The following is a 13,136-nucleotide window of genomic DNA, read 5'->3' on the forward strand; positions in this document are numbered from 1 at the left end:
TCGGTGAGCCGGCGGGCAGGCAGTCCGCGAGCTATGGCCATGGCTGCTGGATCAGCCCGGCATCCGTCGTCCCGATGTCGATGCCCGGCCTCTGGAAAAAGATCCCCGGCTATCTGCTGAATCCCGACAGCCCCCTCGTCATTCGCTGGCGGCATGTCCCGCGGCTGCTGCCGTGGCTGCTTCGTTTCCTCTGGGCGGGCTCCTCCGTCGCGCGCGTCGAGGCAACCGCCCGGGCGCTGAGCCAACTGCTCCATGACAGCCCGCAGCGCCACCAAGCCTTGAGCGATGAACTCGGCACGCCGGAGCTGATCCGCTGCGAAGGGCTGCTCTACGCCTATCCGGACAGGCGTGCCTTCGAGGCGGAGGCGCTGTCCTGGCATTTGCGGCGGATGACCGGGCTTCGGTGGCGGGAACTCGACGCCACGGCTCTGGCCGAAAGGGAGCCGGACCTGGATCGGCATTACGGGTTCGGGATTCTCGCCGAGGACGGCGCGCATTGCGTCGATCCAGGCCGCTACGTCTCGAAGATCGTCGAGATGGCATCCGCCCGGGGGGCAAAGGTGATCCGGGCCAAGGCGGGCGGATTCGTGTTCGCCGGCGAACGGCTCGTCGGCGTCCGAACCGATATCGGCCTGATCGCATGCGACCAGGCCGTCGTGGCTGCCGGGGCATGGTCGAAGAGACTGGCCAGCGGTGCCGGCGACGAGATCCCGCTTGAAAGCGAACGGGGCTATCACGGCGTCATTCCCCTGAATGCGGGAGGACCGCGCCACCCGGTCATGCCGAGCGACGGCAAGATGGCGAACACGCCGACGCTGGCGGGCCTGCGCCTGTCCGGCCAGGTCGAGCTGGCCTCGATCGATACGCCCCCGAACTGGAGCCGCGTCGATATCCTGATCGGCCATGCCCGCCGGACCTACCCTGCGCTGGCCCGGATGCAGGAACTGAGCGTCGACAAATGGATGGGGCATCGCCCGTCGACGCCGGACGGCCTCCCGGTCATCGGAAGATCCACGCGGTCCCCGAACGTCTTCTACGCCTTCGGGCATGGTCATGTCGGCTTCGCCTCAGGCCCGGTGACGGGCCGCATCGTGGCCGAGCATCTGGCGGGGCTGCCAGGCGCTTTCGACATCGGCCCGTACTCGCCGCGGCGCTTCAAGTTTGGGCGGATCGAGCCATGAGGGCCGGCATGGTTGGCTGCGTCAGCTCGGGCCAAGCCGCCCGCTTCCAAGCTCAACAGCCCCATCGATAACCAAGACATTGCAGGACATTAAAGGAGAACTCGGACATGCGTGGCGCGGATATCCTGGTCGAGATGCTGATCGGCTATGGCGTCGAGGTGATCTTCGGCGTGCCGGGCGACACGAACGTGCCGCTTTATGAAGCGCTGCAACAGAACGAGGGCCGCATTCGCCATGTCATGGCGCGCGACGAGCGTTCGGCGGGCTACATGGCCGACGCCTATGGCCGCTTCACCAGGAAGCCGGGCGTTTTCGAGTGCCCGTCGGGCGCCGGTGCCATGTATTCGCTGCCGCCGGTCGCGGAATCCAACGCCTCCTCGGTTCCCGTCATTCTCCTGACGATCGACATTCCCCTGCCGGGCGAGGGCCGCGGCGTCCTGACCGAGCTCGATTGCGCACGTCTTTTCGAGCCGATCACCAAGATGTCCGTTCAGGTCAAGTCGGCGGAAAAGCTGCCGGAGATCATCCGCCGCGCCTTTCGCGTCGCGACCTCCGGCAAGCCCGGCGCCGTTCACCTGCAGATTCCGGAGGATATGCTGATGGCGGAGGTCGATCCGGCCCGCATCTCCATGCATGTCGAGACGGAATGCATGGAGTTTCCGGCCTATCCGACGCTCCCTGCCCCGGAAAAGCTCGACACGCTGATATCGCTGCTGACCGGCAGCCAGCGCCCGCTGATCGTCTCGGGGGGCGGCGTCAACCGCTCCTGCGCCGGCCCGGACGTCACCGAGCTGGCCGAGCGCCTGAACATCCCCGTCTGCACGACGATGACCGGACAGGGTACCATGCCCGACGACCATCGCCTCGCGGTCGGCGTCATCGGCGACAACGGCTTCCATCCGCATGCCAATTGGGCGCTGGAACATGCCGACTTCGTGCTCTTCGTGGGCTCGCGGATGGGTTCGGTCGTCACCATCGGCTGGACCTTCCCGAAGATCACGCTGAACAAGCGCGTCGCCCAGATCGATATCGATCCGGAGGTCATGGCGAACAATTATCAGAACGTGGTGTCGGTCCAGGGCGACGCCAGCCTCGTCCTGCGACGCCTGATCGAGATGGCTCCCGCCGAGAACGATGCCGGCCGGACGCAGGGTTGGGTGGATCAGCTCAACGAGCTGCGCGCGAATTTCTGGGCGAATGCCGAAGCCCTGTTGAGCTCGGAGGCGACGCCTCTGCGGCCGGAACGGGCCGTGCGCTGCTTCAACGAGGCTCTGGAGCTCTACGGCAAACCGGCTCACATCTATTCGGATGCGGGCACGCCGACGCCTCATATGACGCGTTTCCTTAAGCTCAAGGATCGCAGAACGCGCTTCGCCATCCCGCGCGCCTTCGGCGGCCTCGGTTCGGCGCTTCCCGCGACTGTTGGCGCCTGGTTCGCGGACAAGGAACGCCGGCCGATCGGCATGTTCGGCGATGGATCATTCGGGATGTCGGTCGGCGAATTGGAGACGCTGGTCCGGTTGCAGGTTCCAGCCATTCTCTTGCTGTTCAACAACGGCACTTTCGGATGGATCAAGGGCCTGCATCGCCTGAAAGGCCATAACCAGTGCTTCGGCGTCGACTTTACGCCTCCGCGCGGACAGGCCATCGCCGAAGCCTTCGATGTGAAAGCCTGGACCGCGACGAACTCAGAGGAACTCGACGCGGCGCTGGCCAAAGCCTTCGCCTACACCGACGGGCCGTGCCTGATCGACATCCACGTCGAATCGATCGCGGACCGGGTGCCGCCGGTTTACTCATGGCTGACGAAGCGCGGCAAAGACCCGCTCAGCGTCGAGGCCGAGGACGTGCGCTACTTCTGAACAGGCAGGCACGCATCGAGGCGGCGGCGCGGCCGCCTCACTCGACGGCCTTGCATTCCATCCTGACGCGCTCGCCCGGCTGGTTCGTCGTCTGGCAGGACACCTTGGCAGGGAGCAGCGGCGCGCTCTCCTGCGGAACTGTCGCGCGGACCGGCCCCGCCGAAACCGGCACAGTCCGGGCCGTCGACAGCCTTGCGGTCTGCTGAGGCCGGTGCCGTTCGACCGGCCGGCGCAGTTCCTTCAGCTGGATGGCGGGCTCGGAGAGCGGCACGGCTACAACCTCCTGCCGGGCGGGAGGCGTGTCGGCGATCACCAGAGGCGGCGCCTGCTCAGGCGTCGGCTTCCACGGCGTCCAGGAACTCAGCCGCGCAAAGGCTTCGACCGTCGGCTTGGTCAAGCTTTCCGCCGTCGGCATGGACTGCATGCAGCCCGATAGCGCGATCCCTGTCAGGCACAGGGCAGTCCGGTTCGAAATCGACAGCATGATCGCCCCATCTTGCTGTGGTTTTTGTTTTGCATCGGCGTTTTCCGACTTTTCGGGCCGATGCTCACGGAACATGACTGGCGGCACTATCGACCGATGCACCGCTCTGGGTCAACCGCAGGCTGCCGGAACAGTCTGCGGTCCGGCCTCGATCTCAGGCTGCCTTCTTGCGTTCGGCGATGCGGGCGAGATCGGTGAGCAGGCGGCGCGTCGCCTTCAGCCGCTGCTCGACAGTCTCGAAATCGTCGATGAAGACGACGCGCATGTCGGGGCGCACCTTCGCCAGCGTGCCGATCTTGGCGACATAGGAGACGAGGCCTTCCGGATTGGCGAATTCGTTGTTGCGGAAGGCGACGATGATGCCCTTCGGCCCGGCCTCGACCTTCTCGACATTGGCGCGCTTGCAGAGCGCCTTGATCGCGACGATCTCCAGCAACTGGTTGACCTCCTCCGGCAGCGGGCCGAAGCGATCGACCAATTCGGCGCCGAAGGATTGCAATTCGGCATCGTCGTCCATGGTCGAGAGGCGCTTGTAGAGCGTCAGCCTGAGCGTCAGGTCGGCGACATAATGCTCGGGGATCATGACGGGCGCGCCGACCTGGATCGCCGGCGACCATTGCGTCTCGGTCTCGAACTCGATGCCGGCCTTGAGCGCCGCCACAGCCTCCTCCAGCATCTGCTGGTAGAGCTCGTAGCCGACTTCCTTGATATGGCCGGACTGCTCGTCGCCGAGGAGATTGCCGGCGCCTCGGATGTCGAGGTCGTGGCTGGCGAGCTGGAAGCCGGCGCCGAGCGTATCGAGCGATTGCAGAACTTTAAGCCGCTTGTCGGCCTGCTCGGTCAGCTTGCGGTTGGCCGGCACGGTGAAGAGCGCATAGGCACGCGTCTTCGAGCGGCCGACGCGGCCGCGGAGCTGATAGAGCTGGGCGAGGCCGAACATGTCGGCGCGGTGGACGATCAGCGTGTTCGCGGTCGGAATGTCGAGGCCCGACTCGACGATCGTGGTCGAAAGCAGGATGTCGTACTGGCCGTCATAGAAGGCCGTCATCACGTCTTCCAGCGTGCCGGCCGCCATCTGGCCATGGGCGATGCCGACCTTGCATTCCGGCACCTGCTTGTCGAGGAAATCCCTGACCTCGGCGATGTCCTCGATGCGCGGCACGACATAGAAGCTGCGCCCGCCCCGGTAGCGCTCGCGCAGCAGCGCCTCGCGCACGATCAGCGGATCGAAGGGGGTGACGAAGGTGCGCACCGCCAGGCGATCGACCGGCGGCGTCGCGATGATCGAGAGCTCGCGCACCCCGGTCATGGCGAGCTGGAGCGTGCGCGGGATAGGCGTCGCGGTCAGCGTCAGCATGTGCACCTCGGCGCGCATTTCCTTCAGCTTCTCCTTATGGGCGACGCCGAAATGCTGCTCCTCGTCGACGATGACGAGGCCGAGATCCTTGAAGTCGACGCCCTTGCCGAGCAGCGCATGGGTGCCGACGACGATGTCCATCGTGCCGTCGCGGGCGCCCTGCTTCACCGCCTTGAGATCGGCCGAACCGACGAAGCGCGAGGCCTGCCCGACATTGACAGGTAAGCCGGCAAAACGATCCGCGAAGTTGCGGTAATGCTGACGCGCCAGCAGCGTTGTCGGCACCACGACCGCGACCTGCTTGCCGTTGAGCGCGGTCGCGAAAGCGGCCCGCAGTGCGACCTCGGTCTTGCCGAAGCCGACATCGCCGCAGACGAGCCGGTCCATCGGGCGCCCGGCCGCGAGATCGTCGAGCACTGCATCGATGGTGTTCTGCTGGTCTTCCGTCTCCTCAAAGGGGAAGCGGGCGACGAATTCGTCGTAGAGCCCATCCGGTGGCACGAGGCGCGGCGCGTCCTTGAGCGCGCGCGCCGCCGCGATCTGGATGAGCTTGCCCGCCATCTCGCGGATGCGCTGCTTGAGCTTGGCCTTGCGCGCCTGCCAACCGCCGCCGCCGAGCCGGTCGAGCTGGACCTCCGTGTCCTCGGAGCCGTAGCGGGACAGAAGCTCGATGTTTTCGACCGGCAAAAACAGCTTGGAATCGCCGGCGTAATGGATCTCCAGGCAATCATGGGGAGCGCCGGCGGCCGTGATCGACTGCAGGCCGATGAAGCGGCCGATGCCGTGATCGACATGGACGACGAGATCGCCCGGCACGAGCGACGACAGCTCCGCGATGAAATCCTGCGGTCGCTTGGTCTTGCGGCGCGGACGCACGAGGCGGTCGCCGAGAATGTCCTGCTCACCGATGACGGCAAGGCGCCCGGCCTCGAAACCGCTCTCGAAACCCCAGACCGCGAGCGCGACCGTGCCGGGCTTGAGATCGAAGGCCGCGCGCAGCGAGCCGGTCATCTGGACGCTCTTCAGGCCGTGGTCTTCGAGCACATGCGCGAGGCGTTCGCGCGAGCCTTCCGACCAGGCGGCGAGGATGACGCGCTTGCCATCGGCCTCCAGGGCCTTCACATGAGCGACGGCCGCCTCGAAGACGCTCCCGGACTCGCCGGCTCGCTCGGCAGCGAAGCTGCGGCCCTGCTTGCCGCCGAGATCGAGGATGAGCTTGCCTTCGCTGTCGGGCAGCTGAAACGGCGTGAGCGTCGCGACGCCCGCGGCATCGACGACGCCGCGCCATTCGGCTGGCGAAAGATAGAGCGCGTCGGGGAGCAGCGGCTTGTAGGGGATGCCGCCCGCCCCGCCCTGGTCGAGCGCAGCCTTGCGGGCGTCGTAATAGTCCTTGATCAGGCTGATGCGCTCGCCGACCGCGTCCTCGGCCTGATGGTCGAGCACAACAGGCACGTCCGGCAGATAGGTGAAGAGCGTGTCGAGCTTTTCCGCCAGCAGCGGCAGCCAGTGCTCCAGACCAGCCGGGCGGCGGCCTTCGCTGACGGCCTCATAGAGGGTATCGTCGCGGCCGGGCGTGCCGAATGTGGAAATATAGGACTGGCGAAAGCGACGGATGCTCTCGCTCGTCATCTGCGCTTCGGACATCGGCACGAGGTCGAGTCCGCGCAATTGCCCGGTGGTGCGCTGCGTCTCCGGATCGAAGGTGCGGATCGATTCCAGCGTATCGCCGAAGAARTCGAGSCGGATCGGCGCCGGCATGCCCGGCGGGAACAGGTCGACGATGCCGCCGCGCACGGCGAATTCGCCGGTCTCGCGGACGGTCGAAGTGCGCAGATAGCCGTTGATGTCGAGCCAGCGCGCCAGCTCCTCGATATCGACCATGTTGCCCGGCGCCGCCGAGAAGCTCTCGGACGCGACCTTGCCGAAAGCCGGTACGCGCTGGAGCGCGGCGTTGACCGTTGTCAGCAGCAGGCGCGGCCGGTCACCCGACTTGGTCTTGGCCAGGCGCGACAGCGTCGTCATCCGGTGCGCGACGATGGCCGGCGCCGGGGAAACACGGTCATAGGGCTGGCAGTCCCAGGCCGGGAAGCTCATCACCTCGAGATCGGGCGCGACGAATTGCAGTGCATTCTCAAGCACCTGCTGGCGTTGGCCGTCGCGGGCGACGAAGACGAGCATCGCTGCCCCCTCGGCCTTCTTCGCCCGGGCGCGGGTGAGATCGGCGAGGACGACGGCGTCGAATCCATCGGGCACGCCGGCGAGCGTCGGCTTGTCGCCGCGGTTCAGCGCATCGAGCAGGCGGTCGAGCTGCGGCTTGGCGAGTCGTAGTTTTCCGGCACGGCGATCTCGCCGGTGATCCAGCCGAGCAGGTCGCGATCCAGCACCTCGATCAGCCGCTCGAACTCGTCGAGCTCGGCCTCGCTGAAGCCGGCGATCGCCTCGTCGGCGAAGCGGCCCATGATCAGGTCCGTCTCGCGCATGCCGCGATGCCAGGCGCGGAACAGGATCTTGCGGCGGCGCGGGTCGAGATCGGCGCTGGAACGGGTCGAGCCGGACATGGGAACCTCGGCAAGAAAAGATCAGGTCCGAAAACCTGGGGGATGGCGCAATGACGAACGGGCCGGCCCCGTCGCAGAGCCTGCCTTAGCGCGTTATATAACGACCCAACCCGGCGAAGTCAGCGGCCAAGCGGCCGCGATCTTCGCGCTCCTGACATATCGCTGAGACGTCTTGCGCCCTTCGATCCTCGATCCTCTCTTCGCTTCCGCCACGACGCTCTCCGGCGTCGGGCCGAAGCTCGGCAAGGTTCTGGACCGTTTCCTCGGTGACGAGACGAGGTCCGCGCGCGTCGTCGACCTGATGTTCCACCTGCCGACCGGGGCGGTCGACCGCCGRCCGAGCCCTTCGATTGCCGAAGCCCCGATCGGCGATATCGCGACCTTTGCGGCCCGCGTCAGCGAGCACCGCCCTGCCCCGGCCGGTAAGAAGGCGCCCTATCGCATCATCGTCGAGGATGAGACCGGCGACGTCACGCTCGTCTTCTTCCACGCCGATTCACGCCATCTCGCCCAGACTCTTCCGGTTGGCGCCTACCGCATCATCTCGGGCAAGCTCGAACTCTGGGAAGGCATGCGCCAGATGGTGCATCCCGAGCGCATCCTCGATCCTAAGCTCGCCGCGACGCTCCCTGCCTTCGAGCCGGTCTATCCGCTGACCGAGGGCATCGGCGCGCGCGTCATGATGCGCATCGCCCAGGCGGCCGCCGAGCGCTGCCCCGAGATGCCGGAATGGCAGGATGCCGGCTTCCTGGCCAAAAGCGATTTTCTCTCCTTCCATGCAGCGATCGAAGCCCTGCATCACCCTGCCGACCGCAAGGCCGCCGAGGGCGATACCGTCGCGCGTCGGCGCATTGGCTATGACGAATTGCTGGCGAGCCAGATCGCGCTYGCTTTGGTGCGCCGSCAGCAGAAGAAGATCGCCGGACGCGCCACCACCGGGGATGGCGGCCTGCGCTTCCGCATCCAGTCCGCCCTGCCCTTCGAATTGACCGAGGGCCAGCGCAAGGCGATCGCTGACATTCATTCCGATATGGCCAAGCCGGAGCGGATGCTGCGGTTGCTGCAAGGCGATGTCGGCTCCGGCAAGACCGTGGTGGCATTGATGGCGATGGCTGCCGCCGCCGAAGCCGGCCGGCAATCGGTGCTGATGGCACCGACCGAGATCCTCGCCCGCCAGCATGCCGAGAGGCTGGCGCCGCTGGCGGAGCAAGCCGGGCTGAAGCTCGCCTTGCTGACCGGACGCGAGAAGGGCGCCGGCCGCCGGCAGGTGCTCGAAGGGCTGGCGGATGGCAGCATCGACATCGCCGTCGGCACCCATGCCTTGTTCCAGGAGGGCGTCGCCTTCCATGATCTCGCCTTGGCTGTCGTCGACGAGCAGCACCGCTTCGGCGTGCATCAGCGCCTACTGCTCGGCTCCAAGGGCGAGGCGGTCGATGTGCTGGTGATGACCGCGACGCCGATCCCGCGAACGCTCTCCCTGACCTGGTTCGGCGACATGGACATTTCGATCCTGTCGGAGAAGCCGGCGGGCCGAAAGCCGATCGTCACCCGCGCCATCTCCTCGGAGCGTTACGACGAGGTCGTCGGCGCGATCGGCCGCGCCGTCGAGAACGGCCAGCAGGTCTACTGGGTCTGCCCGCTGGTGCAGGAATCCGACACGCTCGACGTTGCCGCCGCGCAGGAGCGCTACGAGGCGCTGCGCGAAATCTTCGGCGACAAGGTCGGTTTGCTGCACGGCCAGATGCCCGGCCGCGAGAAGGACGCCGCCATGGCTGCCTTCGTCGCCGGGCAGACCCGCATCCTCGTTTCGACCACGGTGATCGAGGTCGGCGTCGACGTGCCCAATGCCAGCGTGATGGTGATCGAGCATGCCGAGCGCTTCGGTCTCGCCCAGCTTCATCAGCTCCGCGGGCGGATCGGGCGTGGCTCCGCCGCCTCGACCTGCCTGCTGCTCTACAAGGGGCCGCTCGGGCCGATCGCCGAGGCTCGATTGACGATCATGCGCGAGACCGAGGACGGCTTCCGTATTGCGGAAGAGGATCTGCGCCTGCGCGGCGAAGGCGAGGTGCTCGGCACGAAGCAATCCGGCTCGCCCGACTGGCGCATCGCCCGGCCGGAAACGGATGGTGACCTGCTCGCGGCGGCGCGCGATGATGCACGCCTCCTGATCGAACGCGACCCGCATCTGGAGACGCCGCGCGGCCAGGCGATCCGGGTGCTGCTCTATCTGTTCGAGCGCGACGTCGCGATCCGTTTGCTCAGGGCCGGCTGAGCCCGGAGCAATCCCGATCAAGCGGGCCGGTTGCGCTCGCGTCAGTGTTCGGCCGCTTCGTGGAGGGACCATGGACCCGGTCAAGACAGCCATCTGGTGCATCGAGAGCCGCTTCGCCTCCGAGCTTTCGCTCGACGAGATCGCGGAGGTCAGCGGCGTCTCGCGCTTCCATCTCTGCCGTGCCTTCGGGGCGTCCACCGGGCGCTCCGTCATGCGCTATGTGCGCGAGCGGCGATTGACGGAAGCGGCGCGGCAACTGGCTGACGGCGCGCCCGACATCCTCTCGGTCGCGCTGAGCTGGGGCTATGGCTCGCATGAAGCCTTCACCCGCGCCTTCCGCGAGCAGTTCGGCATGACGCCGGAGGCCCTGCGCGCGAGGCGCGATCTCTCCATCCTTCGCCTTTCGGAGCCCCTTCCCATGCAGGCAGAAACATCCATCACGTTGCCCGAACCCCGGATCGAACAAGGCAAGCCCATGCTGATCGCCGGGCTCGGCGGCTCGTTCTCCGTCGGCAAGGTCGAAGGCATTCCTGCGCTCTGGCAGCGCTTCGCTCTGCATATCGGCCATGTGCCGGGCCAGCTAGGCTACACGACCTATGGCGTCAGCCTGAACTGCGACGACAACGGCAATTTCGACTATATCGCCGGCGTCGCGGTTTCGGATTTCGACAATCTGCCGGCAGAATTCGCCCGCACCCGCGTCCCGGCCCAGATCTATGCGATCTTCGAGCACCGTGGCCATGTCACCGCGATCAAGCAGACCTATGAGGCGATCTGGCGCGACTGGCTGCCGAAATCCGGCCGCAAGCCCGCCGACGGCCCGACGCTCGAGCGCATGGACCAGCGTTTCGATCCGGCAACCGGCAATGGCGTACTCGAAATCTGGCTGGCGCTTCAGCCCTGATCAGACGATCGAGCCCGGCTTCGGCGCGAGCTTCGGCGCCGCCTCCCCCGGCTGGATCAGCCCGGCCGACATGATGAGCTTGGCGCCGTCCTCGATCGAGATCGACAGTTCCACGATCTCGCGGCGCGGCAGATAGAAGAAGAAGCCCGTCGTCGGGTTCGGCGTGCAAGGCAGGAAGACGCCGATCTGCTGATCGCCATCCGGCAGGCGGTCGGCGATCTCCGGCGCGGCCTCCTGCGCGATGAAGACGATCGACCACATGCCCGGTTGCGGGAACTGCACCATGCCGACCGTGCGGAACGAGGTGCCCGACTGGGAGAAGATGGTCTCGAAGACCTGCTTGACTCCCTTGTAGAGGCCGCGAACCACCGGCATGCGGCCGAGGATCGATTCCCCGGCGCTGATCAGCGAGCGACCGACGAGATTGGCGGTCAGGAAGCCGAGCAGCGTCAGCCCGACCAGCGCGATGACGAGGCCGAATCCGGGAATCGGATAGGGCAGATAGGTATCGGGCAGGTAGGAGTTCGGAATGAGCGGCTTCACCAGCCCGTCGATGAAGTTGATGAACCACCAGGTCACCGAAGCCGTGATGGCGAGCGGCGCCGCGATGACCAGCCCCGTCAGGAAATAGCGGCGCAGGCGCGTGCCCAGCGTCGGGCGCGTCAATTCGGTCGGCAGGACGAGGCGTGGATCAGGCGGGCCGGCGGTCATRGTCGCGTTCTTGGTCCTCTCGCGTTCTCGTCACGCGAACCGGCATCCACTTCGCTTGAAAATGCTGTGGCAACGATGCGCTCTCCGGTCGCCTTGCCGGCACCGGTCGGCGCCGCGATATGGCATGATAGGCGAGACCGCGGCATCCGCCAGTACCCGCCCTTCCGGCCGCAAGCAAGGATCGAGCCCGTGCCGAACGACAATCAGCCGCCACGCCGCCTGACGCGGCCCGTGCTGATCGCCGCGGGCTGGCTCTTCACGGTGCTCGGCGTGATCGGGCTGGTCTTGCCGGTCATGCCCGGAACCGTCTTCCTGATCCTGGCAGCCTGGTGCTTCTCGCGCTCATCGCCGCGCTTCGAGGCCTGGCTCACTGGGCATCCGAAGCTCGGGCCGCATGTGCTGCGCTGGCGCGAGACGGGAGCCATCGCGCGGCGGGCTAAACTCCTCGCCTGCGGCTCGATGGCGGCGAGCTTCCTGCTGCTGACGCTGACCTCGGCGCCGCCGATCGCGCTGGCGACGACGGCGCTTTGTCTGATCGCCTCCGGCGCCTATGTGGCGAGCCGGCCGGAGCGCTGAGCGCCCCGGCCGCACGCTCACTCCACCGTGACGGATTTCGCCAGGTTGCGCGGCTGGTCGACGTCCTTGCCCATGRAAACCGCTGTCTGATAGGCGATCATCTGGATCGGCAGGGCGTAGACGATCGGCGCGAAGGTGGGGTCCATATCCGGCATCACGATCGTCGCCTCGGGCTCGATGCCGCATTCGGCAGCGCCCTTGGCATCGGTGATCAGGATGATACGCCCGCCGCGCGCCGCGACCTCCTGCATGTTGGAGGCTGTCTTCTCGAAGAGCGCATCGTGAGGCGCGACGACGATGACCGGCATATCCTCGTCGATCAGCGCGATCGGCCCGTGCTTGAGCTCGCCCGCCGCATAACCTTCGGCGTGGATGTAGCTGATTTCCTTCAGCTTTAGCGCGCCTTCGAGTGCCAGAGGGAAGCTGGTGCCGCGGCCGAGATAGAGCACGTCCTTAGCCTTGGAGAGCTCGCGGGCGAGTTTTTCGATCTCGGGCTCCAGTTCCAGCGCCTTGGCGATCAGGCCGGGCAGCGCGATCAGGTGCTGCACATGGACAGCTTCCTCTTCGGCCGAGAGCGTGCCGCGGGCCCGCGCTGCAGCGAGCGCGAGCGAGGCGAAAACCGCAAGCTGGCAGACGAAGGCCTTGGTCGAGGCGACGCCGATCTCGGGGCCGGCGAGCGTTTGCGCGACCGCGTCGCTTTCGCGCGCGATGGTCGAGGTCGGAACGTTGACGACCGAGAGAATGGCCTGCCCGTTCTGGCGGGCGTAGCGCAGCCCGGCGAGCGTATCTGCGGTTTCGCCGGACTGCGAGATGAACAGCGCCAGGCCCTGCTCCGGCAGCGGCGCCTCGCGATAACGGAATTCCGAGGCGACATCGATCTCGACCGGCAGGCGTGCCAGCTTCTCGAACCAGTATTTCGCAATGAGGCCAGCATAATAGGAGGTGCCGCAGGCGCTGATCGTCAGTCGCGAGAGGCCCTTCCAGTCGATCTTGTCGCCGAAGGGCAGACGCACCTTGCCGGCAACCATGTCGAGATACTGCGTCAGCGTGTGGCCGACGACCTCCGGCTGCTCGTAGATCTCCTTGGCCATGAAATGGCGGTGATTGCCCTTCTCGACCAGGAAGGCGCCGGCGGCGACGCGCTGGGCGCGGCGTTCCACCTGCGTGTTGCTCTTGTCGTAGAAGGTCGCGCCACGACGGTGGAGCACGACCCAGTCGCCCTCTTCCAGAT

At 66.5% G+C, this 13,136-nt stretch carries 10 protein-coding genes; 5 read left to right on the top strand and 5 right to left on the bottom strand.

Annotated elements, in window-relative coordinates:
- Together AB4Y99_RS23210 and AB4Y99_RS23215 are read left to right on the top strand one after the other, a co-directional pair.
- Positions 1-1,181 (top strand): NAD(P)/FAD-dependent oxidoreductase (locus tag AB4Y99_RS23210; RefSeq protein WP_441524983.1); only part of this gene is annotated, 1,181 nt, incomplete at its 5' end.
- A 107-nt stretch (positions 1,182-1,288) separates the two neighbouring features.
- Positions 1,289-3,043 (top strand): thiamine pyrophosphate-binding protein, encoded by a 1,755-nt coding sequence (locus AB4Y99_RS23215; protein WP_441524984.1) that lies wholly within the window; start codon positions 1,289-1,291, stop codon positions 3,041-3,043.
- 37 nt (positions 3,044-3,080) lie between these two features.
- On the opposite strand, the gene AB4Y99_RS23220 is transcribed toward AB4Y99_RS23215, so the two are convergent.
- The 3 genes from AB4Y99_RS23220 to AB4Y99_RS23230 form a co-directional block, all read right to left on the bottom strand.
- Complete coding sequence (locus AB4Y99_RS23220) at positions 3,081-3,602, bottom strand: hypothetical protein (protein WP_133564262.1); 522 nt, start codon at positions 3,600-3,602, stop codon at positions 3,081-3,083.
- A 79-nt stretch (positions 3,603-3,681) separates the two neighbouring features.
- Entirely contained in the window at positions 3,682-7,245 is a 3,564-nt protein-coding gene (mfd, locus tag AB4Y99_RS23225; protein WP_441524991.1) for a transcription-repair coupling factor, read from the bottom strand.
- On the bottom strand, positions 7,167-7,442 hold the full coding sequence (locus AB4Y99_RS23230) for a succinate dehydrogenase assembly factor 2 (RefSeq protein WP_441524985.1): 276 nt from the start codon (positions 7,440-7,442) through the stop codon (positions 7,167-7,169). Before AB4Y99_RS23230 ends, mfd begins: the two co-directional genes overlap by 79 nt.
- Before the next feature lie 172 nt (positions 7,443-7,614).
- On the opposite strand from AB4Y99_RS23230, the gene recG reads away from it, so the two are divergent.
- Both recG and AB4Y99_RS23240 read left to right on the top strand, forming a co-directional pair.
- Positions 7,615-9,714: an ATP-dependent DNA helicase RecG gene (gene recG / locus AB4Y99_RS23235; RefSeq protein WP_441524986.1), complete on the top strand. Its 2,100-nt coding sequence runs from the start codon at positions 7,615-7,617 to the stop codon at positions 9,712-9,714.
- A 70-nt stretch (positions 9,715-9,784) separates the two neighbouring features.
- Positions 9,785-10,618, top strand: coding sequence for an AraC family transcriptional regulator (locus AB4Y99_RS23240; protein WP_441524987.1), 834 nt, complete (start codon positions 9,785-9,787; stop codon positions 10,616-10,618).
- Here the strand turns inward: AB4Y99_RS23240 and AB4Y99_RS23245 are convergent, their stop codons facing one another.
- Entirely contained in the window at positions 10,619-11,329 is a 711-nt protein-coding gene (locus AB4Y99_RS23245) for a DUF502 domain-containing protein (protein ID WP_441524988.1), read from the bottom strand. It abuts the gene before it with no gap.
- 189 nt (positions 11,330-11,518) lie between these two features.
- On the opposite strand from AB4Y99_RS23245, the gene AB4Y99_RS23250 reads away from it, so the two are divergent.
- Positions 11,519-11,905: a YbaN family protein gene (locus tag AB4Y99_RS23250; RefSeq protein WP_441524989.1), complete on the top strand. Its 387-nt coding sequence runs from the start codon at positions 11,519-11,521 to the stop codon at positions 11,903-11,905.
- 17 nt (positions 11,906-11,922) lie between these two features.
- Here the strand turns inward: AB4Y99_RS23250 and glmS are convergent.
- Positions 11,923-13,136 (bottom strand): glutamine--fructose-6-phosphate transaminase (isomerizing) (gene glmS, locus AB4Y99_RS23255; RefSeq protein ID WP_441524990.1); only part of this gene is annotated, 1,214 nt, incomplete at its 5' end.

Source organism: Allobosea sp. TAB14 (genome assembly GCF_052113865.1).
In the GTDB taxonomy this organism is placed as follows: Bacteria; Pseudomonadota; Alphaproteobacteria; order Rhizobiales; family Beijerinckiaceae; genus Allobosea; species Allobosea spartocytisi.